Origin of the sequence: Bradyrhizobium sp. LTSPM299 (assembly GCF_000938235.1) — a bacterium.
Classification (GTDB): Bacteria; Pseudomonadota; Alphaproteobacteria; order Rhizobiales; family Xanthobacteraceae; genus Bradyrhizobium.
Genome location: NZ_JYMU01000023.1, coordinates 1 through 25,267, shown reverse-complemented (window position 1 = coordinate 25,267; position 25,267 = coordinate 1). Strand labels below are relative to the sequence as shown.

The 25,267-nt window shown below is 63.1% G+C and carries 28 protein-coding genes; 13 read left to right on the top strand and 15 right to left on the bottom strand.

Features of this window, described 5'->3' with window-relative positions; genetic code table 11:
- Positions 1 to 400: 400 nt before the first annotated feature.
- The 7 genes from UP10_RS14315 to UP10_RS14285 all read right to left on the bottom strand — a co-directional run bounded on the left by UP10_RS14315 (position 401) and on the right by UP10_RS14285 (position 4,450).
- Positions 401 to 931, bottom strand: coding sequence for an AAA family ATPase (locus UP10_RS14315; protein WP_082077110.1), 531 nt, complete (start codon positions 929 to 931; stop codon positions 401 to 403).
- A gap of 261 nt (positions 932 to 1,192) precedes the next feature.
- Positions 1,193 to 1,609 (bottom strand): hypothetical protein, encoded by a 417-nt coding sequence (locus UP10_RS42070; RefSeq protein WP_050043681.1) that lies wholly within the window; start codon positions 1,607 to 1,609, stop codon positions 1,193 to 1,195.
- Positions 1,609 to 1,884, bottom strand: coding sequence for a PC4/YdbC family ssDNA-binding protein (locus UP10_RS14305; protein WP_044587982.1), 276 nt, complete (start codon positions 1,882 to 1,884; stop codon positions 1,609 to 1,611). Before UP10_RS14305 ends, UP10_RS42070 begins: the two co-directional genes overlap by 1 nt.
- Positions 1,881 to 2,105, bottom strand: a complete 225-nt coding sequence (locus UP10_RS14300; protein WP_050043680.1) for a hypothetical protein — start codon at positions 2,103 to 2,105, stop codon at positions 1,881 to 1,883. The genes UP10_RS14305 and UP10_RS14300 overlap by 4 nt, the downstream gene beginning before the upstream one ends.
- Before the next feature lie 195 nt (positions 2,106 to 2,300).
- Positions 2,301 to 2,519 (bottom strand): hypothetical protein, encoded by a 219-nt coding sequence (locus tag UP10_RS14295; protein ID WP_044587981.1) that lies wholly within the window; start codon positions 2,517 to 2,519, stop codon positions 2,301 to 2,303.
- A gap of 75 nt (positions 2,520 to 2,594) precedes the next feature.
- On the bottom strand, positions 2,595 to 3,167 hold the full coding sequence (locus UP10_RS14290) for a hypothetical protein (RefSeq protein WP_044587980.1): 573 nt from the start codon (positions 3,165 to 3,167) through the stop codon (positions 2,595 to 2,597).
- Positions 3,168 to 3,169: 2 nt separating this feature from the next.
- Complete coding sequence (locus UP10_RS14285) at positions 3,170 to 4,450, bottom strand: tyrosine-type recombinase/integrase (RefSeq protein ID WP_044587979.1); 1,281 nt, start codon at positions 4,448 to 4,450, stop codon at positions 3,170 to 3,172.
- Positions 4,451 to 4,966: 516 nt separating this feature from the next.
- Between UP10_RS14285 and UP10_RS14280 the strand changes: the two genes are divergently transcribed.
- Positions 4,967 to 6,376 carry a hypothetical protein gene (locus UP10_RS14280; protein ID WP_156179915.1) on the top strand — a complete coding sequence of 470 codons (1,410 nt, stop codon included), beginning with the start codon at positions 4,967 to 4,969 and terminating at the stop codon, positions 6,374 to 6,376.
- 37 nt (positions 6,377 to 6,413) lie between these two features.
- Here UP10_RS14280 and UP10_RS14275 read toward each other — a convergent pair whose 3' ends face one another.
- Positions 6,414 to 6,761, bottom strand: a complete 348-nt coding sequence (locus UP10_RS14275) for a hypothetical protein (RefSeq protein ID WP_044587978.1) — start codon at positions 6,759 to 6,761, stop codon at positions 6,414 to 6,416.
- A gap of 131 nt (positions 6,762 to 6,892) precedes the next feature.
- Here UP10_RS14275 and UP10_RS14270 point away from each other — a divergent pair, with 131 nt between their 5' ends.
- The gene (locus tag UP10_RS14270; protein WP_044587977.1) at positions 6,893 to 8,152 is read left to right on the top strand and encodes a Zn-dependent hydrolase; all 1,260 of its coding nucleotides are present in this window, start codon (positions 6,893 to 6,895) and stop codon (positions 8,150 to 8,152) included.
- A 7-nt stretch (positions 8,153 to 8,159) separates the two neighbouring features.
- Here the strand turns inward: UP10_RS14270 and UP10_RS14265 are convergent, their stop codons facing one another.
- Positions 8,160 to 8,378: a DUF2061 domain-containing protein gene (locus UP10_RS14265; protein WP_044541969.1), complete on the bottom strand. Its 219-nt coding sequence runs from the start codon at positions 8,376 to 8,378 to the stop codon at positions 8,160 to 8,162.
- Positions 8,379 to 8,574: 196 nt separating this feature from the next.
- Between UP10_RS14265 and UP10_RS14260 the strand changes: the two genes are divergently transcribed.
- The 3 genes from UP10_RS14260 to UP10_RS14250 all read left to right on the top strand — a co-directional run bounded on the left by UP10_RS14260 (position 8,575) and on the right by UP10_RS14250 (position 11,542).
- Positions 8,575 to 9,612, top strand: a complete 1,038-nt coding sequence (locus tag UP10_RS14260) for a PrsW family glutamic-type intramembrane protease (RefSeq protein ID WP_044587976.1) — start codon at positions 8,575 to 8,577, stop codon at positions 9,610 to 9,612.
- 35 nt (positions 9,613 to 9,647) lie between these two features.
- Positions 9,648 to 10,223, top strand: a complete 576-nt coding sequence (locus UP10_RS14255) for an HdeD family acid-resistance protein (protein WP_044587975.1) — start codon at positions 9,648 to 9,650, stop codon at positions 10,221 to 10,223.
- Positions 10,224 to 10,456: 233 nt separating this feature from the next.
- Entirely contained in the window at positions 10,457 to 11,542 is a 1,086-nt protein-coding gene (locus tag UP10_RS14250; protein WP_044587974.1) for a 3-deoxy-7-phosphoheptulonate synthase, read from the top strand.
- A gap of 81 nt (positions 11,543 to 11,623) precedes the next feature.
- On the opposite strand, the gene UP10_RS14245 is transcribed toward UP10_RS14250, so the two are convergent.
- From UP10_RS14245 to epmA, 3 genes are all read right to left on the bottom strand, one after another.
- Positions 11,624 to 11,884 carry a hypothetical protein gene (locus UP10_RS14245; protein ID WP_044588245.1) on the bottom strand — a complete coding sequence of 87 codons (261 nt, stop codon included), beginning with the start codon at positions 11,882 to 11,884 and terminating at the stop codon, positions 11,624 to 11,626.
- A gap of 244 nt (positions 11,885 to 12,128) precedes the next feature.
- On the bottom strand, positions 12,129 to 13,220 hold the full coding sequence (locus UP10_RS14235) for a lysine-2,3-aminomutase-like protein (RefSeq protein WP_044587973.1): 1,092 nt from the start codon (positions 13,218 to 13,220) through the stop codon (positions 12,129 to 12,131).
- Complete coding sequence (epmA, locus tag UP10_RS14230; protein WP_044587972.1) at positions 13,217 to 14,269, bottom strand: EF-P lysine aminoacylase EpmA; 1,053 nt, start codon at positions 14,267 to 14,269, stop codon at positions 13,217 to 13,219. Before epmA ends, UP10_RS14235 begins: the two co-directional genes overlap by 4 nt.
- 321 nt (positions 14,270 to 14,590) lie before the next feature.
- Between epmA and efp the strand changes: the two genes are divergently transcribed.
- From efp to UP10_RS14200, 6 genes are all read left to right on the top strand, one after another.
- A complete protein-coding gene (efp, locus tag UP10_RS14225; RefSeq protein ID WP_044587971.1) occupies positions 14,591 to 15,157 on the top strand; it encodes an elongation factor P in 567 nt (188 codons plus the stop codon).
- Between the two features lie 45 nt (positions 15,158 to 15,202).
- A complete protein-coding gene (locus tag UP10_RS14220; RefSeq protein ID WP_044587970.1) occupies positions 15,203 to 16,786 on the top strand; it encodes a peptidase M23 in 1,584 nt (527 codons plus the stop codon).
- A gap of 214 nt (positions 16,787 to 17,000) precedes the next feature.
- On the top strand, positions 17,001 to 17,744 hold the full coding sequence (locus tag UP10_RS14215) for a DUF3313 domain-containing protein (protein ID WP_197086808.1): 744 nt from the start codon (positions 17,001 to 17,003) through the stop codon (positions 17,742 to 17,744).
- 73 nt (positions 17,745 to 17,817) lie between these two features.
- Entirely contained in the window at positions 17,818 to 18,567 is a 750-nt protein-coding gene (locus UP10_RS14210; RefSeq protein WP_283807651.1) for a response regulator, read from the top strand.
- The gene (locus UP10_RS14205; protein ID WP_044587968.1) at positions 18,564 to 19,844 is read left to right on the top strand and encodes an ATP-binding protein; all 1,281 of its coding nucleotides are present in this window, start codon (positions 18,564 to 18,566) and stop codon (positions 19,842 to 19,844) included. Before UP10_RS14210 ends, UP10_RS14205 begins: the two co-directional genes overlap by 4 nt.
- A 190-nt stretch (positions 19,845 to 20,034) precedes the next feature.
- A complete protein-coding gene (locus UP10_RS14200) occupies positions 20,035 to 20,475 on the top strand; it encodes a hypothetical protein (RefSeq protein ID WP_245321743.1) in 441 nt (146 codons plus the stop codon).
- Positions 20,476 to 20,574: 99 nt separating this feature from the next.
- Here UP10_RS14200 and UP10_RS14195 read toward each other — a convergent pair whose 3' ends face one another.
- The 3 genes from UP10_RS14195 to UP10_RS14185 form a co-directional block, all read right to left on the bottom strand.
- Positions 20,575 to 21,468, bottom strand: a complete 894-nt coding sequence (locus tag UP10_RS14195) for a dihydrodipicolinate synthase family protein (RefSeq protein ID WP_044587966.1) — start codon at positions 21,466 to 21,468, stop codon at positions 20,575 to 20,577.
- Between the two features lie 149 nt (positions 21,469 to 21,617).
- Positions 21,618 to 22,121, bottom strand: a complete 504-nt coding sequence (locus UP10_RS14190; RefSeq protein ID WP_044587965.1) for a cupin domain-containing protein — start codon at positions 22,119 to 22,121, stop codon at positions 21,618 to 21,620.
- 50 nt (positions 22,122 to 22,171) lie between these two features.
- Positions 22,172 to 22,651: a carboxymuconolactone decarboxylase family protein gene (locus tag UP10_RS14185; RefSeq protein WP_044587964.1), complete on the bottom strand. Its 480-nt coding sequence runs from the start codon at positions 22,649 to 22,651 to the stop codon at positions 22,172 to 22,174.
- A 104-nt stretch (positions 22,652 to 22,755) separates the two neighbouring features.
- Between UP10_RS14185 and UP10_RS14180 the strand changes: the two genes are divergently transcribed.
- Both UP10_RS14180 and UP10_RS14175 read left to right on the top strand, forming a co-directional pair.
- A complete protein-coding gene (locus tag UP10_RS14180; RefSeq protein WP_502692194.1) occupies positions 22,756 to 23,319 on the top strand; it encodes a MarR family winged helix-turn-helix transcriptional regulator in 564 nt (187 codons plus the stop codon).
- A 113-nt stretch (positions 23,320 to 23,432) separates the two neighbouring features.
- Entirely contained in the window at positions 23,433 to 24,668 is a 1,236-nt protein-coding gene (locus UP10_RS14175) for a lytic murein transglycosylase (protein ID WP_044587963.1), read from the top strand.
- Positions 24,669 to 25,267: the final 599 nt, after the last annotated feature.

The window sequence follows — 25,267 nt, the reverse complement described above, 5'->3', positions numbered from 1 at the left end:
TGGTCAATTCTGACCACCGTCTTAGTTCTGGGATGAGGTGTCCGATTAGGGCCCCGGCCACGACTCTGGCGAGGCCGCTGGTGAGCCTCCGGGCTGGCTGCTGCTTCCCCCGGTCGGTCAGCGCGAGCGTGTGGACGATCACCGCAGACGCTGGCCCGCTGCTTGCTGATATCGACTTACTGGGAACTATAGAGCCCCAGCCTGGAACAGGCGGCCGCCGGGACAATGTATTTCGAGCCCGCCGGCGTAGCTTTTTGGTGGCTATCGCGATGTGAGTCCCCAGAAGGCAATGAGCAGCAAGGCGCAAGCGCCGAGTCCCATGAGCGACACTAGGGCTTCTATCTCCATGGCCGAATCAACTCCGCCCGCTTGCAAAGCATGCGCGCGAGCGGAGTTTTTGTCATCGCCTCAGCCGACGGGCATGCGCCACTAGCCGCTGTCGGTTGCGCTTCCGGAGGCGTCGACGGCGCTTCATGTCGCAGCCCTTCCCATGTTCCGGCGCGTCGGGTGATCTAACCGAATTGCGCCGGTCGACGCTATTGGCCGTCCCGGTGCCGTCGGCCATGCCGCGGACGCTGGGGTGGTCCAGAAGCACAATGGCCATGCCGTGATCCCGGGCAATCTTCCGAAACATCGCGAAGAAGGCGCGAACCTGGCGCCGAGCAATGGCCTCGCCGTCGAACACCGCGGCGATGGAATCGATCACGACCAGGACGGGCTTATGTTCCTTAATCCAGCTTTCCAGCCAGTCGAGCAGCGGTGCCCTAGCCATTCGGCCGTCTCTGCCCGCGTGCACAAGCCACGTCGCATCCAAATCCGGAAAAACCATATGCAGGTCTGCAATGGTGTGAAGATCCAACCCGCGATGCTTGCAGATGCGTTCGCCGCGATCGCGGATATTGTGCTCCGGCTCCTTGCAAGAAAGGAACAGTGCAACTCATGCTGCTTCCCCTTCCAATGGGGCGGCGTGATCACCCGGAGCGGCTCCGGTGTAACCTCGGTATCGGAGCCGCGGCCCTTGCCGTCCCCTCCACGCGCCGGAGCCCAGCTTCCGAAAGGCTCGTCGGCAATGGTTTCGTCGTCCGACTGCAGTCCGTAGTCCTCGGGCCCGTTGGGCAGCGGAATGAAATCGGCCGGCGGCTGCTGGTCGCGCGCGCCAAACTCGCGCTGCAGTTCGTCGAGGTGAGCGCGGCTAAGCTGCATGGTTCTGGCGCTCCAGAATTGATATCAGGTAAGGCGCGTCTTTCGGATGGTCGCCAAGCCATCCTTTGACGTGCTGAATGTCTCCCGCCGCGACGACAAACCGGAATGCCTCGACGGTCGACTGCGCGGTGCGATAGAGCTGCGGCCTTTCAGGCGTACTGCCCGCAATATCCGAATTGCGAACGGTCCAGGCCGGCGGTGCTTCCCCCGTTTGCCGCCAAGCGTCGCGCGGATCGGCGAGTTCCCAGAGCGTCACGATGTCGCCGTCGCTCCAGCAAAAAAACAGCGGTCCATCGCCGTCGTCGCGGCAATCGTGCTGATCGATCGTGCGTCCGCAGCGCTCGCAAGGCCTCGGCTCGATCTCGATCGGCAGCGGCGCGGGGCGAACAAGTTCGATGAGGCCCATCACTCGCCCCCGCCGTCGAGCAGGCCCAACGCCTGCGCCTTCACCAGCGCCTTCTTGATCGCTTGGGCAAGCTCCGGCAATTTGCGGACTGCCAGCGCTATTCCCTTTAGCGTCGGACGGTCGATGCCGTCCGTCCCGGTCGAATAGACGCGAACGTTGATGAGGGGATGGCCCTCGTATCCGCTGAGTGCGACATGCACGGACTCGTTGCAGCGTCTGTTCTTCCAGAATTTTGCGATCTCGATCGGGTCGGCGAGCGTGTTCGGCGTGGTCATGGTAACAACCGATCCAGCGCCGCGCCGATCGGCGAAGATGGATCACCGCCGGCCGTTCGCTTCATTGCAAGCTCGATGGTGGAGAGGTCGGCGCCGTGCTGCAGGGCGAATGAAAGGGCAATCGCTGCATCGCTAGCGAGCGCATCGAGTGCGCTGTTTGCGTGCGCGGCATTGATGAAAACTTCGCCCATCGTGCCGTCCGGATAGCAGCCGGTCGACATGGTGAAGTCGGCGCCTTGGTGTTGAAATGCGAACGTTTCGCAGGCTCGGCGGTTTTGCAGCCGCTTCCGCACTGGTGTGGGTTTGCAAGCCGGACTCTCGGGTGATATGTCCATGTCCGTGATCTCTGCGGTGGTGATCGCAAAGGGAAATGCAAAAAGCGCCGCTCTCCCTGGCCGGGGATGGGCGGCGTTCTGCTACGCCGCCTGAATACCGGCGTGCGGCTTCGTCTGCGGCAGAGATGCCAGCCACGCGCTCTCGTCTTCAATCGTGATCAGCGTCGCGGTGCCGACCTTGCGCGAATTGAGGCGCCCTTCCCTCATCTCGACATAGACCTGCGCTCGACTGATCGAATTGCGGGCGGCAAACTCGTCGACGCGGAACGAGCGCTTGGTAGAGATGGTCTGAGCGTGCATCGGTAACTCCCTGCATCCGTGTGTGCGGGAGTAGACTCGGTGATTTGCGGGAGCGCTTAGAGGGACATTCGATCGTTATTTTGGGGTACGAATGTCCCGGCGTCGCTTAGGGGCCCGCCGAGCGTCACGAACGGCCTTTATGTCAGTCGTGGAGTCGAAGGCAATCTCGGTCAGCGCTGCCACGACCTCATCAAGGTGCTTCCCGCAGTTGAGTTCCACCATCCTGCTGGTCTCCCTCATGAATTGCTGCCGGGGCGCACTTACCTTCTTGTGACCGACCAATCGATTGGCGCGGTCCAACATTTGCTTCGCCATGCGCCGCTTCAAGGCGGCTACTTCATACTCATCGGCATCATCATCCTTCGCTGCCGATGTCCGCGCGTCGGCGACAAGGCCGGGCGGCTTCTCAAGAACGTGGCGCAGCCGATCGCACTGCTCGCGGACGTGCAACACGCCTCCGATGAAAGATTGGGCAGAAAGGTCCGGGACGGCACCCGTGATCTTTACCCAGATTAATTCGACGTCGGTATGCTCTTGCCAACGATCGAGAACGGCAACCATGAGCAGTTCCTGCCGGTCATCTCCAATCGGCCCAAGCGAGCGGCGATACTCGGCGAGTTCGTTCTTGAATGAACCTCGCGGGGCCATGATCACACCCTCCCCGGCAGCGCCGCAATCTTCCCATCTTCAATGACATCGAACCGCGGCGCGCCAGCGCGGATGGCATCGGCGACGTAGCTGGGAGCGAGATGGCCGTAATGCTTCTCCACCATCCTGGTGTCGCTGTGGCCCATGTTCTTCGCGACCACCATCAATGGCACGCCGTTCATGACGGCATGAGAAGCCCATGTGTGGCGCAGGCCGTGAAAACCCATCGGCGGATCAATCTTCGCCCGCTCACAGGCATCCCGCATGGGATCCTTTTGGTGATCCTTTTTCCATGGTTCGCCGTTCTCTTTGACGAACAGAAAGACAGTCCCAGAACGGCCGGCCGTGATTGAGCGGAAGAAAGCGACGCCGTCCTCGGTCAAATGGATATGCCGGGATTTGCTCGCCTTGGATTTCCGGATGGAAACCGTGCCGGAGTTGTGGCTGAGGTCGGTCACCTTGAGCCGCGTCAGCTCGCCATATCGCGCGCCGGTCTCGAGCGCTCCCCGGGCCAAGCGGCGGAAATCCTTATCCGCGGCATTGAGCAGTCGTGCCGCCTCAGCGAGCTCGAGGTACCGTATGCGCGCCGCGTCGACGCCCTTGAAGGGCTCAACCGCCCGCCAGGCGGCATCCGTTTGTACCTTCCGCTCGCGCCAGACCTTGTTCAGCGCGGCCTTGAGCACTGTAAGAATGCGGTTTGCTGAGGACTTGCGCCGGCGCTGGTGCTCCTCAGGGTCGGCAATCTCTTTGAACCGCTGCTCCTTGCCTTTCTTCACTCGGATGCGCGCGCCGGCCTTGGCGAGATCGTGGTGCCAAGCCTCGATCTGGTCCTTTGTCAGGTCGTGGACCTCGGTCGCACCGAGCACCGGCAGGATGAACGCGTCCGCGGCGTACCGACTGAACTGCCCGGACTTACGCTTGGCCTCCAAAAACTCGATGTAGGCGTCGATGGCGGATTTGACGGTGATTGGTCCGGTCTTGACCGCAGCCTTGTTGGCGCGGTCGACCATGAGCTCGCGCGCCCTCGCCTGCGCCTGTGAGAAGCTGAGGATTTTGACGCCGTCGGCATCGGAAAGGTCGTCGGCCGGCCCGATCGTTTCGACCTCATACTTTTGCTCGCCGACGTAGCTCCGCACTACCCAGCTGCCGGTGCCGTTTTTGAGCCGCCGGTAACGGATGTGGAGCCCCTCCTCCATCACGCGGTAATGAGGCTTCCCGCGGACAGGGAGCCGGCGGCGAGCCTCTCGCTTTTCCAAATTCGCGTCTCGGACTGTGCGGGCCATGCATCACCCCCGAAAAGGTCGAAAAAGCATCGTGTCCAACGAATGTCCAATATCTGTGGCTGGACGTTCAATGGATGGGCATGGTCCTATGTGGCAGTACTTGTTGATTGAATTCAGATTTGCAAACGGACGTAGTCCGCCATGGACGTGTTCTTATCTCTTTCACGGTGGAGAGAGCGGTTCGATTCCGCTAGGGAGCGCCACATCGCAAAGCTCCCCCAAAATTATCCCTATTATTCAACGCCTTGCGATAGCAACTTAATCCATGCGGATTGTTGTTGGCTGCACCAACTGTTCCAATTGTTAAGGTGCTGTCCTGTTTGGAACACCGTAAAAATCCAATGTGTGTGGTCTCGATTCGCGCACCGCCGACCTGCGGCACCGAGCCTTGGCCGGTGCCGGGCCCTCACTTGGTCTGCGACTTTCCTCACAACGAACGACGCTGACGACCGACGACATTGAATGTCATGGTTGCAGCCATCCATGAAAAGGCCATGCCGGCGATCCTGACCATCGATGAAGAGTGCAACGAAGATCGTGTCGCGGCGTAGCAACCCAAGCAGCCGGTCGCGCGGATTCGAAGACCCGGTCCCCTTGCCGGGCCGGACGCCGCTCGATTCGAAGCCATCCCAGGTCGAGGCGCTGACGCGCGCCGCCCTCCTGTTCGCGTTCTTCGGACTGCTGTTTTTTTCCTTCACCAAGGTCTCGTGGATCCAGCCGTTGTTCCACGTCGGATTTAGCGACCGGTGGTTGGCGCTCTCTGCGGTGCCGGTCTGCCTGACCATCGCAATCGGAGCCGCGTTCGTTTTTGCGCGCTTCAGCTTCGGCTATCTGGTCGGATTCTATCTCTTCGTGATGATGGCAGGCTACTTCTGGCTCAATGCCTTCAGCCTGCTCAGCTACGATCACCATCAGGCCCTCGTCGCATCAGCGATCTCGATCGTGTTGTTTCTGCTGCCTGCTTTGATGGTCCGCGGGGATATCATTCGGCCACAGCTCTCGGCCGCGGTTCTGAACCGGGCCCCCGAAATCATTCTCGCGATTTCGACCTTCGTGTTGATTTGGTGCGCGCTTGACAACTTCCATATCGTCGGCTTCGACGAAATGGAGAAATACAGGGCTGCGATCGCGCGCCCGCGCCTCGCTGAATATGCGATCGGCAATATCAACGGCGCCTTGATCCCTTTCGCCCTGGCGTGCGCCTTCATGCGCGACCGGAAGTGGATGGTGGCGGCGCTTTGCGTCGTGTCGCTGGCATATTATCCGATTACGTTCACCAAAACGGCGATCCTCATCGCGCCCTTCGTGGTCTTTGTGGCCGCGATGTCTGTGCGCTTTGAGGCGCGGATCGTTGTCATCCTGTCGCTCATGATACCGCTGCTGATCGGACTGGTAGCGATCGCCGGCAGCGAGAAGCAGGACATGAACGTCTTCCGCCAGATCGTGTTTGGAATCCTGGATTTCCGGCTGCTGGCGGTTCCTGCGATTTCGCTGGAGCACTATTTCGCTTTCTTCCAGCATCACCCGCACACCTATTTCTGCCAGGTGTCCTTCCTCAGGCCATTGATGAGTTGCCCCTATTCCGACCAGCTCGGCGTTCTGATGGCCAACGAATACCATATCGGCAGCATGAACGCGTCGCTGTTCGCAACCGAGGGCGTTGCGTCGGTCGGGGCGCTGTGGATGCCGTTGGCCGCGTTGGTCTGCGGGCTCATCATCGGGGTCGGCAACAAGGTCGCGTCAGGGCTGCCTGCGCGCTTTGTGCTGATTTCCGGCGCGATCGTTCCGCACACGCTGTTGAACGTGCCGCTGTCGACCACCTTCCTCTCCAACGGGCTGGCGCTGTTGATGCTGCTCTGGTGGATCACACCGCGCGATCAGGCGACCCGTGAAAATGTAATGGTTTCGATGGGCCCGCCTGTGTGAGAGGCGAACCCACGCGGCGGCCGGACCTGCAACCCGCTTACCGGTTGGTGACGCTGGCCACATCCTGGCGGTCGCTTGGCTGCGCCGCGGGCTTGATGCAGGTGCTGCAGATCACGAGTTTCCGCGCCAATTGGTCGTCGTCATCAGCGGCCAATGGCTGCTGGCTGTCGGCCGATTGCGCTACAGCCGGCGAGGCGTTCCGCGCATGCCGTTGCGGCGGCGCGAGATTGGGATCCCGTCCGGCGCCGTCCCAGGCGATCGGTCCCGGTCCAGTTGGTGCCGATGTGGTCGTCATGCCGTATTGCGCATATTGCGCACAGGCACCAAGCGAGATCGGCAGAAGCAGGACCGCAGCCCTGCTCACCCAGTTCCGGAACGAGGACATGTTCACACTCTCACGCTATTTGTACTGTGACCTAAAAGCAGAACCGCTAAGAAATCGTTTGCCCTGTTTCCCGACCATCGTATCCAACGAAGACGGTATTGAGGCACAAACGGCAAAACAGGAACCCGATCATGTCTGACATCAACGGTCGCTTCGATGGCAGGCGTGTGCTCGCCGACCTCAACGCACTCCGGGCCATCGGCGCCTACAAGACCGGTGTCCACAAGCCGACATTTTCGGAACCGCATATCCGCTCGCTCGACTGGCTTGCGCAGCGGCTCCCCGAGGCAGGTCTGACCGCGACGATCGACGGGATCGGCAACGTTCTCGGCAGCAGCGCAAAGGCGGGATCGAAGCTGCTCGCCGGCTCGCATCTCGAAAGCCAGAACCATGCGGGCTGGCTCGATGGCCCACTTGGGGTCATCTATGCGCTCGAAGCGGCACGCGTGCTCAACCCCGACAGCAGCGTGAACGGTGCGGTCGAGGTGGCGGCCTGGTGCGATGAGGAAGGACATTTCGGCCATTTCCTCGGCAGCCGCTCCTATGTCGGTGCCGTCACCGAAGCCGATATCGATGCCGCGCGCGACCGCAGCAGCGATCGCACGATGCGGCAGGCGTTGCAGGACGCAGGACTCGCCGGCCGCCCACGCCTGCAAGTCGCACCGGGTCGCCACATCGGCTATCTCGAGGCCCATATCGAGCAGGGCGAGGCGCTCGAGAGCAGCGGCCTCAAGATCGGCGTCGTCACCTCGATCGTCGGGATCTGGCAGTACCGGATCGCGTTCACCGGCGCGCAAAACCATGCCGGCACCACGCGGATGGCGATCCGCAAGGACGCGGGGCTCGCGCTCGCCAGATTCTGCGTCGCGATCGACGACAGCTTCCCTGCTTTGTGCGGACCGCGCACGGTGTGGACCACGGGCCGCATCACACTGGACCCCGGCGCGCCGAGCATCATTCCGGGCGGCGCCGAGATGCTGTTCCAGATCCGCGACGATGATCCTGATGTGATCGCGCGTCTTGAGGCGCATCTGCGCCGCTTGGCGGCCGAGGTCACGGCACAAGGCCGTTGCGGCGTCGAGGTTGAGCGTATCAGAACCGGTGTGCCTGCGATCATGAACACCGCGTTCCAGGATGCGATCGAGGCAGCCAGCGCCAGCTTTGCCGGCGGCAGATCGGTGCGAATGCCGAGCGGTGCCGGCCACGACGCCCAGACCCTCGCCACCATCATGCCATCAGCCATGCTGTTCGTGCCGTCAATCGGCGGCATCAGCCATCATTGGACCGAAAACACCGACGATGCCGACATCGTCATGGGGGCCGAAGTCTTTGTCGAAGCCTGCCGGCGCCTGCTGGCGCAACCGGTCCAAGGGGCCATCGCACCGCGCTGATCGCGCTTTAGGCGCGCCGTCCAAACGGAACCACCGCCCAGACGCGCTCGTGCACATAGTACCAGGCGATCTTGGTCACGATTTCGAGCCCGGCGATCGAGCCTGCGATCGCGACCTTGCCGGTCATGAACCAGCTGATCGCAAAGGTGTCGAGAGTTCCCAGCGTCCGCCAGCTGACGGCCTTGAGGATCGACCGCGCATGAGTCTCCGCTCCACGTAACAGCACCCGGCAACGCCTCCCGTCTGAACAACAATGCACGTCTACCACGCCGTTCATCGCGCCGCTTGATCCTTGCGCGTCAGAAGCCAACCGTCAGCTACAGCAGAATGTGAGTTCCGAATGCGGGCCCACGGCGACGGACCGACTTGCAAAGCGCTGGATTTATGGCCATTTTCGTCCAAAGCGAGGTCAGATTTCGTTCATGTGGTTGCTTGAGTCACTTCCGACTGTGATTGGCGTCGCCGCCATCGCGCCTGCGTTGCTGGTGCTTTGGCTGGTGATCGCCGCCGACGAGCGCCCTGGGCCGCCCACCCAGGTGTGGCTGGCCTTCGTGCTCGGCGCGGCCAGCATTTCGCTGCTGGGCCTGGCGCGGGTGCCGTTCAACGCGCTACTCGCGATTCCGGGCAATCCCTGGATGACGCAGGCGGTGCGTTCGCTGTTCGGCGTCGCGGCGCCGGAAGAAATCGTCAAGGTCCTCGTCATCGTCGCCATCTCGACGCGGCGCCGCGCCTTCGCCGACCCGATGGATACGGTGGTCTATGGCGCCGCGGCCGGACTTGGCTTTGCCGCCTATGAAAACCTCGCCTATCTGGTCCAGCACAAGGACATGTGGCGCGCGCTCGCGGCCCTGCGCAGTGTGCTGACCGTCCCCTTCCATGGTTCGCTCGGCGTCATCGCCGGCGCCTACCTTGCGATCGCCCGCTCGGGCGGCGCACTCGGCGCGCACCGGCGCAATCGCGACTGGCAGCGCATCTCGAGCTGGGCGCTGGTGCTGTTCGCGCCGATCGCGCTGCATGCGGCGTTCGACTTTCCGTTGCTCTCCCTGCAGCGCAATCCAGACCTCAGTTCAACCACGCGACTGTTGCTCGGTTCGGCGAGCGTGCTGATCGGCTTCTCTTCAATCGGCTTCGCGATACGGCTGGTACGGCGCGTCGGCAGGCATCACGCACCGCGCACCGAACTTGCGCGCGAGCGGCTCAGCCAGTTGCGGCGGATGTGGGCACTCCTGCTGATCGGCAGCGGCGCAGGCTTTGCCGGCGTCGCCTTCCTGCTCACCTCGCTGCATCACTGGTACGTCAACCCCGAGCGCAATGCCTCGTTCATCCTGGTTCCGATCGGCTTCACGTCGATCCTGATCGGTCTTGCGCTGCTGATCGCGACCACGACAGTCTACTTTCTCGGCCGCAACCGGATGCGAACGGCGCCGCAGGGCTTTTCGTCGGCCCCCGGTCCGGGCTAGGGTAGCGCTCACGCTCCGACACCGGGAGAGCCGCGATGACCGTTTCCAACAACCTCGACAAGCTGAGGTCGGAGCTGAGCGCCGCGGTCAAGGAGCACTGGAAGGCCTTCCTGTTCGAAGGCATCCTGCTCGTGATCCTCGGTATCGCGGCTGTCATCGTGCCGCCGCTGGCGAGCCTCGCCGTCACCATCATGCTCGGCTGGATGTTCCTGATCTCCGGCATCGGCGGGCTGATCGTGACGTTCTGGGCCCGCAACATGCCGGGCTTCTGGTGGTCGCTGATCTCGGCGGCCCTCGCCGTTCTCGCCGGACTGGTGCTGCTGACGCGCCCCGTCCAGGGCGTGCTGACACTGACCATCGTGGTCGGCGCCTATTTCCTCGCCGAGGGCGTCACCACCATCATGTACGCGCTGGAGCACCGGCGCGAATTGTCCGGGCGCTGGTCGTGGCTGCTGATCGCCGGCCTGATGGACATCGTGATCGCCTTCTTCATCATTGCCGGCCTGCCGGGCTCCGCGGAATGGGCGCTCGGTCTACTCGTCGGCCTTAACCTGATGTTCGGCGGCGCCTCCCTGATCGGCATGGCGCTGGCGGCGCGCAGCGCCTCATAGCCGGACAAGACCGGCGCTGTCGGATTTTGGATGACAAGCCAAAATCCGTGCGCTATAGAGCCGCCCCATGATCACCGCCGCCACCAGCTATTGGTACTTTAGCTACGACAGCTTGCTGGCGGCAGGAGGATCACGCTCAATCTAAAGAATTGCAGCATAAGTCCGAACCAAGCCGCCAGATCCTGGCGGCTTTTTTTGTGCCGGCAGGTCCCAGTCCCCAAAGGAGCCAAGCCGTGTTGAGCACAACAGACGATCTTCGGATCAAGGAACTGAAAGAGCTGAGTACGCCCGAAGAGGTGATGCGGGAGGTCCCGCGCACCCTGACGGCGACGCGGGTCGTGATGGGCGCCCGCAACGCCATCCACGCGATCCTGCACGGAACCGATGACCGCCTGCTGGTCGTCGTCGGCCCCTGCTCGATCCACGATCCCGCGGCGGCCGTCGACTATGCCGAGCGCCTCGCCGGCCTGCGCGAACAGCTCGCCGACCGCCTCGAGATCGTGATGCGGGTCTATTTCGAGAAGCCGCGCACCACCGTCGGCTGGAAGGGCCTGATCAACGATCCCGATCTCGACGGCAGCTTCGACATCAACAAGGGCCTGCGCCTGGCCCGCAGCGTGCTGTCGGCGGTGAACAATCTCGGCCTGCCGGCCGGCACCGAATTCCTCGACATGACGACGCCGCAATACATCGCCGATCTCGTGTCGTGGGCGGCGATCGGGGCGCGCACCACCGAGAGCCAGATCCATCGCGAGCTGGCGTCGGGATTATCCTGCCCGGTCGGGTTCAAGAACGGCACCGACGGTGGCGTTCGGATCGCGGCGGATGCGGTGCAGTCGGCCTCGCACCCGCATCACTTCATGGCGGTGACCAAGGGCGGCCGTTCGGCGATCGCGGCAACCAGCGGCAACGAGGACTGCCACGTCATCCTGCGCGGCGGCCGCGCGCCGAACTATGACGCCGCCAGCGTCGATGCTGCTTCGGCCGAACTCGGCCGCGCCGGCGTTGTGCCACGGTTGATGATCGACACCAGCCACGCCAACTCGAGCAAGAAGCCGGAGAACCAGCCAATCGTTTCCGCCGATATCGCTCGCCAGATCGCGGGCGGGGAGCAGCGCATCGTCGGCGCGATGATCGAGGGCAATTTGGTCGCGGGTCGCCAGGACGTCGTGCCAGGCACCGCGCTGACCTATGGCCAGAGCATCACCGACGGCTGCATCGACTGGGATACGACGGTTACTGTGCTGAAGCAGTTGGCTGACGCCGTCGCGGCCCGGCGAGGCGCGCGACGAGGCAGCCTGAAGGAGCTCACGGCCTGACGCGGCAAGATGGATTGAGGGTTGGATTGAGCGCCAAGGGCGGGGCGCGCGATGTCGCGCTCCGCCTGCCTCCTGTCCCGGCTAGCAGCCGCGGCAGATGCTCTTGATCTTCTTGTCGAGCGCGGCGTCTTCCTTGTTCGCCGGATCGTTCGGATTGCTCAAATTCTTCTCGCTCGGCACGTCGCCGGCCCGCGGCTGGCGGTGGCCGACGGGTGCCGGGGGCAATTGGCCGCCCTTCTGCGCGGTGGACGATCCGCCTTGCTGCGCCAACGCCTGTTGCGCCAGAATCTGGGGCACCCCAACCGCGACCAGCAACGCCAACGACAAAACTGTTTTCCGCATCTCGCGTCTCCGCTTCTCAGCCCTTTGATCGCGCCCGTTCGGGGCATCGATGGTCGCGCAGTTGCGTCGCCCGTGTGCTGCGCAATCCTGCACCTTCCGTATATCGGCCATCGCGCCAAGTAGCCAGATTCCCGCGTCGGCCGGCACCACAAAGAATCCGGGCATCACAGCATTCTCGATCCCGCGTCTGCCCTCGTCCTCCTGCGGCTCCCGCCGTCCATCCGCGGCCCGGCTCATCGCCGGCTCATGTTTCAGGCGGGTACACGTGAACGTCACCGCAATAATCGACGATACGATACGGCAGTTCCGCGGAATCTTCACGTTCGCGGGAAGCAGGCCGCGACAAATAGGTCGGCCCGATCGGCGCCTTGCCATGGCCGCCGGGGATATCGAGCACGTAATCCGGCTGGCACAGGCCTGAGACGCGCCCGCGCAGGGCCCGCATCAATTCCTGCCCGGCCTCGATCGTGGTGCGCAGATGCGCGGTGCCCGGCGCGAGATCGCCGTGGTGCAGATAATACGGCTTGATCCGGCATTCGACGAACGCCCGCATCAGCGCTGTCAGCGTGGCGGCATCGTCATTGACCCCGCGCAGCAGCACGGACTGGCTGACCAGCGGGATTCCGGCGTCAGTGAGGCGCGCACAGGCTGCGCGGGCATTCGCGGTCAGTTCGCGCGGATGGTTGGCGTGGACCGCGATCCAAGTTGTCGCACCGTCGCAGCGCAGCGCCGCGATCAGGTCGGCATTGATCCGCTCCGGATCGGCAATCGGCACCCTTGTATGGATGCGGATGATCTTCACATGATCGATCCCGGCGAGATCGGCCATGATCTCCGACAGCCTGCGCGGCGACAGCATCAAGGGATCGCCGCCGGTCAGGATGACTTCCCAAACCTCCTGATGCCCGCGGATGTAATCCAGTGCCGCGCGATAGGCGTCATCAGACAAGGCCGTAGCCTTGCCCGGCCCGACCATTTCGCGGCGAAAACAGAACCGGCAATACACCGCGCAGACATGAACGAGCTTGAACAGCACCCGGTCGGGATAGCGGTGCACGATCCCGGAAACGGGCGAATGCGCATCGTCGCCGATCGGGTCGGCCGTCTCGCCGGGCTGCTCGACGAGCTCCTCGGCGCTCGGGACGAACTGCCGCGCAATTGGATCATCGGGGTCGGCCACATCGATCAGTGCGGCGAGCTCCGGCGTCACCGCGACCGCATAGCGCGCCGCCACCTTTTCCAGGTCGGCAAGCGCCGAGGCTGGCACGAGAGCGGCCTCGATGAGGTCGCGCGGCTGGCGCAGCGTCGCCGTCAGTTTGGGATCGATCCTGTTCATGTCTCTCCTGCAGGAGGGGCCCAGACCACCTGGTCAACCCTGGATGCGCCGCTCGCCAGCATCACCAGCCGGTCAAACCCGAGCGCAACGCCGCTGGCCTCGGGCATCTGGCCAACCGCGGCGATGAAATCCTCGTCGAGCGGATAGCGCTCGCCGTAACGGCGGGCCTTCTCGTCCATCGCGGCGGTGAAACGATGACGCTGCTCGGCGGCGTCGGTCAACTCGCCAAAGCCGTTGGCAAGCTCGACGCCGCAGGCATAGACCTCGAAGCGCTCCGCCACCCGCGGATCGCCGGACTTGGTGCGGGCCAGCGCGGCTTCCGGCGACGGATATTCGAACAGCACGGTCAACCGGCCCTGCCCCAGATTGGGCTCGACATGCTCGACCAGCACCTTGCTGAAGATATCGGACCAGGTGTCGTCGTCCGCGATCCGCACCCGCCCGCTCGCGGCGGCCGCCAGCGCCGCCCGATCGCCCTCGCCGCCGGCAATCGTCGCCAAGAGATCGATGGCCGAAAACCGCTCGAAGGCCGCAGCCACGGTCAGCAGCTCCGGTTCGGCGAAGGGGTCGGCGGTCCTGCCGCGGAACGAAAACGGCCCGATCCCTGTGGCCTGCGCGGCGTGGGCGATCACGACGATCGTGTCGGCCATGATGGCGTCATAGCCCGCATTGGCGCGGTACCATTCCAGCATGGTGAATTCGGGCAAATGCAGATCGCCATGCTCGCGGTCGCGGAACACCCGCGCGAACTCGTAGATTTTCGGCTCGCCGGCCGCGAGCAGCTTCTTGCAGGCGAATTCCGGCGAGGTGCGCAAGAACCGCGTCACATGTGAGCCGTCGGCCCTCGTCAGCTCGGTGCGGGGGGCATGCAGATGCGTCTCGTTGCCCGGAGACACCTGGAGGATTCCGGTCTCGACCTCGGCAAAGCCCTGCTCCTCGAACCAGGCCCTGGCCGCCTTTGTGATCGCGCTCCGCGCCAGCAGGAACGGCCTGCGGTCGGCATAGCGCGCCGCTGTCCACCAGGGTGAGGGCTTGTCCTGTACGGTCATGCCGCCTCCGGCTTTCTGGAATCGACATCAAGACGCCCGCCATCTTGTTGAGGAAACAAGTGCAAGCCATTGAAATTAAGCCAATTGACGACTGGCATAGCCTGACATCTCACGGAAACGCGCCGGAATTCGTCCCTTCATGTCGAAAGACGCCCGCCTTGTCCATGCGCCCCTGACTGAACCCTGGCAACCGGTCGAAATCGACCGCAAAAGGCTGGCATCTCAGGGACAAATCAGTATGTTGCAGCCGAAATCGCCCCATGGCTCTAGGGACAGCCCATTCGGTTTGCGTCCACGGCCGTCAAATTCAGGAAAACACCTTTGAAAGTCATCGCCAGCTCCATCCGCAAGGGCAACATCATCGAGCAGGACGGCAAGCTCTATGTGGTGCTGTCAGCCGAGAATATTCACCCGGGCAAGGGCACCCCGGTCAGCCAGATCGAAATGCGCCGCATCGGCGATGGGGTGAAGGTCGCGGAGCGCTACAAGACCACCGACCAGGTCGAGAAGGCCACCGTCGAGGACCAGAATTACAACTTCCTTTATGAAGACGGCGACGGCTTCCACTTCATGAATGGCGAGAATTACGACCAGGTGCAGGTCTCCAAGGAGACCGTGGGATCGTCGGCGCCATACCTGCAGGAAAACATGACCGTGAAGCTCTCGATGCACGACGGCAATCCGGTCGCGATTCAATTGCCCCAGCGCGTGACGCTGGAAGTTGTCGAGACCGAGCCGGTGACCAAGGGCCAGACCGCCTCCTCCTCCTACAAGCCAGCGATCCTCTCCAATGGCGTCCGCACCGGCGTGCCACCGCACGTCGCCGCGGGCACGCGCATCGTTGTCATGACCGAGGACGGTTCCTACGTTGAACGCGCCAAGGATTAGGCGCTACTCTTCTCTGGCGATGACTCGCATGGGCCGGGGGGGGCATTGAACAGGAAGGTTGTCAGCTTCGTCAGTTGCTGGCTGGCAGCCCTGCTCTTGCCCCTGCCCGGCGCTTGCGCCGACGAGTTCAGGACACCATCGATCTCGGCCATGCGGGTCGAATGGCGCGCCGTGCTCGAGCAGCTCCGGCAGGAGATCAACGCCCAGCCGGCCATTGCCCAAAGCTTCACCTTCGCTAGGCAGCGCCGTGTCCCGGCCTCCGATCCGCGTTCAATGCCCGCTTTGGTGCAGTTGAACGCGATGACATCAACGATCTTCCCCGGCATCGCGCGCAGCCCTGTTCCCGTGCTGCTGCCGTTCGATACCGCAAGCTATCTCGATGCACGGCAACGCGGTGCGCCGGACAGCCTGTCGTTGCAGCGCTATCAGGCCGACTTCCGCCCTGCCGATTTCTTCGATGCCGGTGCAGCCGGTTATGACGCCGTATTCTCGCTCGAACCAGGCGCCGGCGACGGCATGCCGCAGCGGACCTACGCAAAGCCGGTCGAGGTGCAGATATCAGGCTCGATCCTGGTCTACGACCTGGTCGACCGGCTCGGCGGCAAGGGCGAAGCGGTCAAGCCGCTGGCGGCCCAATTCCCCGACATGCGGCGCTTCATCCGGGAAGGCTATGTCCGCTACGCCTTCTCCCGCTTCGGCATTCCCTATGTCGTGTCGATCCAGTGCCTCGACAGCGCGACGCGCCCGAAGCGGCTGGCCTGCCGCGAGGCCTATCCCGTCGCGGAACGCTTCCTGAAGGCCTTGCGCATCACCGGCGGACAGCCATCGCGGCCACGCAACGATATCGCCTCCGACGTCGCCGAACGGCCCGCGGCGCCCTCGCCCGATTTCACCTATCACCCGAGCGGCGACATCATCGCCAACAGCGGCGGGCGCAAGCAAGGCGGCCACGCCGACATCACCGCCTATTCGCAGATCCGCTTTCCGCTCGAGAAGGCGCCGGCCTTCGCCCACTCGCAGTCGTTTGCGAAGCGCAAATCGGACGGGCCTGCCGACAGCTATCCATGGCAGGACAATTTCTGCGAGGCGCGCAGCTTCGAGGTCGGGCAATGCGCCAGCGGTTTCGGCCATCAGGGCCAGGATATCAGACCGGGCGCATGTCCGGCGGACAGTAAGGATGGTTGCGATCCCAAGCAGCAGGCGATCGTCGCGGTGCGCGACAGCATCGTGATCCGCTCGCCGCAGCAGCAGGCCGCGACCCTGCAGGTCAACACAACAACCGAGCATGTCCGCTTCCGCTACATGCACATGAACCCATCGGTGATGGACGCCGAGGGCCTGCTCAACGGGCGCGGCGTCGCCGAGGGCGAGAAGATCGGCGTGGTCTCGAACTATCTCGATCACCCCAACGGCACGTCGCGGCACCTGCATTTCGACGTGCAGGTGTTCACGCGCGACGGCTGGCTGTGGGTCAATCCCTACACCACGCTGGTGTCGGCCTATGAGCGGCTGATCCGCGGCCGCGGCCGCGAGATCGGGCCGGAGCCGGGACCTGCGGCCGCCGTGGCCCATGCCCTGCCCGACGACGTCGCGCATCACATCGACATCCAGGAGGGTGGCGGCAATTAGAGCGCTCTGCAACATTCAGCAATATGCGCCTCCGTGTCTGCAATGTTCCGAAATTTGCCGGCCATGATGGCCGCCTACGAAGGTAGTTCCGAACAATTGGGGACTACTTATGCGGGCTGCGCCACGAACAACGATATCCCAGGTCATTTTCATGTCGACCCTCGTGGTAACCTTGGCTGGGTGCGCGACTGCGCAGCTGGAAACGGCGGGATCGTTGGCGTCATACGACGAGTTGGGCCCCGCGGATGGCCTTGCGACCAAGTCGAAACTTCGAATCGACAAGGCCGACGTGCTGGCGGCCAGGAGCGTTGCGATCGCGCCTACGGCGTATTCGAGCGCAGCCACAACACCCGGACTGTCGGACAAGCAGCGCCGCGTCATCGCCAACGCCATCGATCGATCGCTGTGCATAGGGTTGAGCGATCGATTTGTTGTCGTCACCCTGGGGCAGCCCGCCGATCTCACGGCACATGTCACCATCACCCACGTCACGATCACCGACGCGGTCGTGGCGGGCGTATCCAAGGCCGCTTCGATTGCGCCGATGTTCATAACTTCAAGCGTCCCCATTATCGTGCCTCGCATTCCCTACGGGATGGGTGCCTTGTCGGTCGAGGCGGAAGCCAAGGATGCGAGCGGCCGGCAACGCGCGGCTTTCGTCTGGGCGCGGGGTGCGGATATGTTGACCAGCAATGCCCGGGTCGCCGCTTCAGGGGACGCGTATGATCTGGCGGGCGAATTCGGCGCCGACTTCAGCAAATTGCTGAACACCGGCGAGAACCCGTTTGACCATCATCTGACGCTCCTGACCGGCCAACGCGTGCAATCGTCGCTGGGCGGAACGCCAAAATATGCCGCCTGCGACGCGTTTGGTCGGATCGGCATTACGTCTCTCGTCGGCGGCAAGTTGGGACAGCCGCCAGAATGGACCGATGATGCGACACCGGTCGTGCAGTGACCTAGATCGGCGGCGCGGCTGCCGTCTTGGCTGGTACACTGAGGGTGACGATGGTTGAATCGGATTTGACGTGATGGGCCACATCGATCTGGATGGCATGCAAGGCGTCTCGCAAATTCTCATCGTTGACGACGATCTCGAGATCCGGCGATTGCTCGGCCGCTATCTCACCGAACAGGGCTATCGCGTACATCTGGCTTCCGATCAGCGGACGATGAAGGACGCGTTGATCGCAAACGAGGTGAGCTTGATCGTTCTCGACGTGATGTTGCCCGACGGATCCGGCCTCGACATCTGCCGCGACCTTCGTCGCGAGGGATCCGAGGTCCCGGTCATTCTCCTCACCGCCCTGAAAGAGGACGTCGATCGTATCATCGGCCTGGAAATCGGTGCCGACGACTATCTCGGAAAGCCGTTCAATCCGCGCGAATTACTGGCACGAATTCGCGCAGTCCTGCGCCGGAAAACAGCTCAGGACATCAAGATCGCGAAGACCGTCGAACACCGGTTCGGCAAATTCAGGCTGCGTCCCGGCACCCGCCATGTCTGCACCGATGCCGAGCTTCCACTCGAGCTGACCAGCGCCGAATACGAGTTGCTATTTGCGCTCGTCAGACGCCCGGGACGGCTGCTCACGCGAGACCAGCTCCTCGACCTCACCAACCGCGGCAGCGAAGACGTGTACGACCGGTCCATCGACGTCCTCATGAGCCGATTGCGAAAAAAGCTCGGCGACAACGACGACATGCAACTGATCAAAACCGTGCGGAACCATGGCTATACGTTTTCTGCACGCGTTGAAACAATCGGCGAAGAGTCATGAATTCGATCCGGGTTCGCATCACCGTGATGCTTGTCTGTTCGGTCCTGTGCGTCGTCGTCCTGGCCGGCGCAGTGATGTCGCAGATGGTCGTGCGCCTCGTCGAACAGAATTTTCGCGACGGACTGACGGATCGCGTCACGGCCTTTTCCAATATCATCACCTTCAAGGACGACACTGCGATTTTGCATCTGCAGCCGGCGCCGGCGGAAGGAGAAATCCTGGAGAAGCCGACGGAACTCCTGAAGCGGTCGTTCGCGAAGTCACATAGCCAGTTCGACATTTTCGTCAAGCGAGCACCAAACGGTCGCGTCTGGGCGTCGATCAAAATGGGGCCGGGCTGGCTCAGTTGGCCGGTGCCCGACCATACGCCGCCGCTCGAGGTCTGGTACGGCCTGGCCGGGTGGATGGCGCTCGTTACGGCGGGCGTCATAGGCGTCGCCCTCACCGTCGCCCATCAAACCACGAAGCAACTCAAATTCCTCGAGACCATGGCGCTGTCGGTCGGGAAAGATGGCGTTCTGCCTGTCATCCGCGAAGAAGGGTCGGCAGAGATCAAGGCGACTGCCCGCGCTCTCAACGTGCTGGCTAACAACCTGAAGAAGGCGATGGACAGCAAAATCCGACTGGTTGCCGCTGCCGGACACGATTTGAGAACGCCGATGACGCGCATGCGGCTCCGTGCGGAATTCCTCGGGGATGGCGAACGCGCGGAATGGCTCCGTGATCTCGATGAGATGGACAGGATTGCCGATAGCGCGATCCAGCTCGTCCGTGAAGAAACAGTCGGAAAGGGTACCGAAATTACCAGGCTGGACGAACTCGTTGGCGGCATCTGCAATGAACTTCGCCTGATTGAGCTGCCGGTTCGGACCGCCAATATCGAGCCAGCCGTCGTCAGAATCTCTCCGATCGCGCTAACGCGGGCATTGCGGAACCTTGTGATCAACGCCGCGACACACGGCGGCGGCGCGATCGTCAGCGTCGTGGCGTCCGACGGAGTAGCGCGCGTCGTCATCGAAGATGACGGCCCCGGCATTCCCGAGAAATTCCTTGAAAGCGCTTTCGAACCATTTTTTCGCGTCGATCCTGCGCGTCGCCAGCCGATCCCGGGCGCCGGACTGGGGCTTGCAATTGCGAAGGAAATCATTGAGCGGCAAGGCGGATTCCTGGAGATCGAGAACCGACACCCCCACGGACTGAGGCAGACACTTTCATTCGAGATCGATGTGATGCTCGCGCCACCGTCCTCCGACAACGCGATGGAGCGTGTGAGCTGACCAGCCTTTGGCGTGGCAGGTCCTGGCCTGTTTCAGCCCTTGGTGACACAATTTGAAATTGTCTGTAGCTCAAATTCGCATCGGGACCTGATATCCTGCGTCCTAGGATGGAATTGGCCGTCCCCGCATTTGGAGGACACGGACTATGAGGTTTTCGTCACTCTTCGTTGCGAGTCGAGCTATCGCTGTCTTGTCGATCCCACTGCTGCTGTGCGGCCTGAGCGGCACGGCAATGTCGCAAACCGGCGACGCCACCACCACGCTTCCCGACGTCACGGTCGACGCGCCGAGCCACGTCGCGAGGCCGCACAAGCCGATCCAGCACAGCGTTGTCCGCAGCAGCGTACTCCATAGGACGTCGCCAAGCGCATCGACGCTGACGCCGATGGAGAAGCTTGCAAGGCTTCCGAATATGATCACCGGCAGCTGCGTCGATGGTTGCGTATCAAGCCTGCCGTCGGGCAACAAACCCTGGGTCGGATGCAACTGGTCTTCTATCAGTTATTCGACGACGTGCCGCAACGTCGGCCACTACAAGACCTACAGCGAGTGCAAGACGGCCGGACTGGCTCTCGGCTTGAGAGATATTGAAACCATAGGGTATTGCACCAGTCTGGCGTTCAAGTCGTAAGGGCGACGTCAGCAGTCGAGCGAGCAGATTTGCGCGGGCGCCGACAACCAACAACGGATCGGGCTCGCTCGGCGCCTTACGATCTGGCGTAAGCCGGGATCAACTGATCTCCAGTCCGGCCAACACATCTCTGATCTTCCGCTGCGCGTCCGGAGGCAATGGCAAGATCGGACGCGGCGGCTCGGCCGCACAGATTCCGCTGAGATTGGCGATCGCGTAGACGACCCGGAGGCTCGAGAAGGTCTTCAGCAATTGCCAGACCGGTTGCAGACGTGCGTCGAGTTCTTGCGCCCTGGCAGTATTGCCACTCGCTACGGCTCGAACGATGTCGAGGCAGATTTTCGGGAAGACTCCTCCGAGAACGCTGTACCAGGTCTCGGCGCCTGCCAGCAGCGCTGCCGTGCAATTCCAGTCGGCGCTGTAACCCAGCGGAAAGCCGTTGGGGACGGCGGCCCGCAACTCCGCGATATGGCCGGGCAAGGCAGCGGCGTCCAGCGCGGGGCTTTTCACCGCGACAATGCCCTCCACACGGCTCAAACGGCCGATCAGCGCCGGCGTAAAGCGAAAATGCGTCGTCCCGGGATTGTCGTAGATGCAAATCGGCAACCCGCTCTCGTGCGCGACGGTCCGGAAGTGCTCGAACACCTCGTCATCGGTCAGAGGCGTATAGGACACCGGCGCCAGCAACCCCGCCGCCGCGCCGGCATCGCGCGCGTCCTGCGCTAGTCTCACCGCGTCGTCGGTGCGCAGCGCGCCGACGCCGACCAGCATCGGCGTCCGACGATCCGCGACGCTGACGGCCGCCTGCACCGCTCGCCGCCGCTCCTCGCGGCTGAAATATGGATATGACCCGGTGCTGCCGAGCAGCCCGATCGAATCCACTCTTGCCGCGATCAAGGGCTCCAGCAACGCGCGCAGGGCTCCCACATCGATCCGCCCGTCGGGGTCCGAGGGCGTGATCGGGAACGCAGAAAGCCCCTTGAAATCGACCATGGCATTGTCCTCCTCGTGACGTCAAACAGCAGCAGACGGCGAGAGCACCCATCTCGCCGCAGCCCCATCAATCCCCTCACCTGCCATGCTTGCAAGGTCCAGTCTGCTGCGGAGTTGGAGCAAAGTGGTCCAGTGCTCCTGACCCGTGGCTACTGCAGCATCGTCGTGAGCTGCGCGCCCTCGTCGGCCACGAACACGGCGATCAGCTCCGCCGGCTCGGTGTTGCTTGCATTGGCCGAGACGACGTGGGTCGAGCCCGGCGCCTCGAAGAAGGATTGGCCGACCGTGAAGGTCTCGACCGGCCCGCCGCCGAGCTGGGAGCGGATCTCGCCCCTGGTGATGTAGGCCGTCACAGAACCGGCGTGGCGATGCGGCGGGGTAAATCCGCCGGGGCCATAGGTCACGCGGACCACCGTGACGCGCTTGCCCGCCACGTTCGGCAACGCGTGCGAGGTGATGATTTCGACCTTGTTGAGATCAGATCCCTCCGCGGCGGCGCACAGCGGCACGATCGCCGAGGTGATCGCATCCATCGTCACAGGCAGGGCCCTGCCGATCGCCGTGGCGCAAGCCAGCCCTGCAACGATTGCGAGCGAAACCGGCCGTGGCGGCCGGATCAACGGAAGAGACAGTGTCGTAGCCATCGACGTCATCGGTTGTTCTCCCCTAGGGTTGTTGTTTCAGATCTGCTTCCCGGAATCGGTCAAGACGCCGCTGCGTTCGCCGCCTGCTTCCGCGCCGGCGGCGTCCAGCGATAGGCCGCGCCGAACCGGTTCCAGACGTTGATCGATGCGACCGCCGACGTCAGATAGGTCAGCTCCTGCTCGGAGAACTCCGCGGTCGCCTGCGCATAGACCTCGTCGCTGACGCCGTTCGGCAACATCGTCAACGCTTCGGTCCAGGCCAGCGCGGCGCGCTCGCGGCCTGAGAATTGTGGTGCCTCGCGCCACACCACGACGAGGTTGAGCTTGTCCGTGGCAATACCGAGGCTCTCGCCCTGCAGGATGTGAAACTGCACGCAGAACGCACAGCCGTTGATCTGCGAGGCGCGCAGCTTGACGAGCTCGAGCAGTTGCTTGTCGAGGCCGGCCTTCGCCGCGAACTGCCCGAGTGCACGCACGGCGGCGAACGCGTCGGGCGCGAGCTTCTCGAAATCGGCGTATTCCTTGCGGGCGTGTGACATTGGTCGAACCCTATGTTATCAGAGTCCTGATATCTTATCAGAGCACTGATATGATCAGCAAGACTGCAAATTCGGCGAAGGCAAGATCAGGCGGCATGGCCGAAATGCGAAAATACGGAAAATCCGGCGCCGCCGGAAAACGGCCCGCGAAGAGCCGGACCGGGAAAAAGCCGGCGGCGATTCGAAAAGCGCCGACACGAGATCTCGCCCTGCCCGTTCCCCCGCCGCCCGGCCAGGGCAAGCGCGGCGAGCAGGGTTACCTCGGCTACCTGCTCCGCCAGGCCCAGGCCGCGTCGCGGCTGTCGATGGAGCGCGCGCTCGCACGCCTCGGCGTCACCACGCCGCAATTCGTCGTCCTCACCATGCTGAAGGCCTATCCGGGCCTGTCCGGCGCCGATCTGGCGCGGGTTGCGATCCTGACCCCGCAAACTGTCGGCGTCATCATCGGCAACCTCGAGCGCGACGGCGCGATCCGCAAGACACCGCACCCGGTCCACGGCCGGGCGCTGCAGTGGACCCTGACCCGCCGTGGAACCGCGCTGCTGGTGAAATGTCGCCGCATCGCCCAGGCGCTGGAACGGCGGCTGGCCGCCAGCCTCACCCCCAAGGCGGAACGCGTAATCCGGCGCTGGCTGTCAAAAATCGCCGCAGAGTTTCAGGATAGCTAGAGCATGATCCGGAAAAGTGGGTACCGGTTTTCCGAGAAGATCATGCTCAAACAAATAACTCCTGCGGCGTCACGGCTTTTGGTCCATACCATCAGCGCCGCTAGACTGGCCGAATGAAACAGCCTGATTCTCCGAATTTCCCCGCCCGCCGCGCCGTCCTGACGACGGGGCTTGCTGCGGCTGTGTTGCTCGCCAATCCGCTCCGCGCGCTGGCGGCCTCGCCTCCGGGCTACGATCAGTGGCGTGACAATTTTCGCGCTCGTGCAATAGCAAAAGGCATCACGGAAGCGACCTGGAACCGCTGCATGGCGCGGGTCGAGCCCGACATGAGCGTGTTCAAGCAGATGCGCAACCAGCCTGAATTCCACGAGCAGATCTGGCAGTACATCAACCGGCGCGTCTCCGACTGGCGCATCATCCATGGCAAGGAAGCGCTGAGAAAGAACGAGGCGCTGTTCGCCCGGATCGAGCGCGATTTCGGCGTCGAGCGCGGCACGCTGCTCGCGCTGTGGGGTGTTGAATCCGCCTATGGCGATCCGCTGGTGCAGCAGAACCACATGACGCCGGTGTTCCCCTCGCTCGCCGCGCTCGCCTGGAACGAGCCGCGCCGCAAAGCCTATTGGGAGACCGAGCTGATCAACGCCATGAAGATCGTGCAGCGCGGCTGGGGCACGCCCGAGGAGATGAACGGCTCCTGGGCCGGCGCGATGGGGCATTCGCAATGGATGCCGGAGGTCTGGCTCAATGTCGGCTTCGATTATGACGGCGACGGCAAGGTCTCGCCATTCGGCCGGCCCGACGATGCGCTCGGCTCGACCGCAAAATATTTGCTCAATCGTGGCAAATATCGCCGCGGCGAGCATTGGGGCTACGAGGTCCGCGCGCCCGGCGCCAGCTCAAGCGGCAACCGCACCTATGAGGCGTGGGCGAGCGCCGGCGTCACCCGTGCCGACGGCCAGCCATTCCCGCAACCGAACGCGAGCGCACAGCTTTGGATCCCCGTTGCGGGCGGCCCGGCGTTTCTGCTGGGACCGAACTTCAATTCGGTGAAGAGCTACAATCCGTCGATGAACTATGCGCTGGCGATCTGCCATCTCGGCGATCGCTGTCTCGGCGGACCGCCTTTCATCCAACCATTCCCGGGATCGGAGCGCATCCTGACGCTGGCCGAAGTGCAGGAGATGCAGACCCGGCTCACCAAAGCCGGCTTCGACACCGGCGGAACCGACGGCCGTGTCGGCAACGACACCATGCAGGCGATCAAGGACTACCAGGCAAAAATGGGCCTGCTGCCCGCCGACGGCTATGGTGGATTGAAGGTGCTGGCGCGGTTGCGCCAGGGCGGATAGTTCGGCGGCATTGCGAATCGACGGACCGCCAAGGATCAAACAGGAATCTTTTTGACCTACGGTGGCCAAGTTTGGAGATTTCGGCTAGTTGAATATGCGTGGTAACGCAATTGGGACGGCATGTGCGTCCCTTGAAAGGACATGGTCATGAGATGGTCGTCAAGCCTTGTCGTGCCTTCCGCCGTCGCTATGTTGTCAACTGTCGCGCTGTGCGGCCCGGCCGCGTCGCAAACAGACGCCACCGCCCCGCTCCCCTCCATCACGGTCGAAGCGCCGAAGCAGGTGGCAAGGCCAAGCAGGCCGGAGCGGGTGGCACACACGGTGGTGTCTCACCGCAGATCGTCGGTCCGCCAGACGTCATCGGTCGACGACGGCACGCCCACGGGTGGATCAGGTCCACCATTGGCCAGGATTGCCGCGCTGGAGAAGGTCGCCAGCAATTGCAACGGTGGTTGCGAGTCAAGCCTTCCACACGGTGGCCTACCTTGGGTTGGGTGTAGCGAGTCGGCTGGAGGGACAACTGGACTTGGACCCTTCTCGATAACGTGCAGAGACAACCTCACCTACAAATCCTACGTGGACTGCCTCGAGACCAGAAT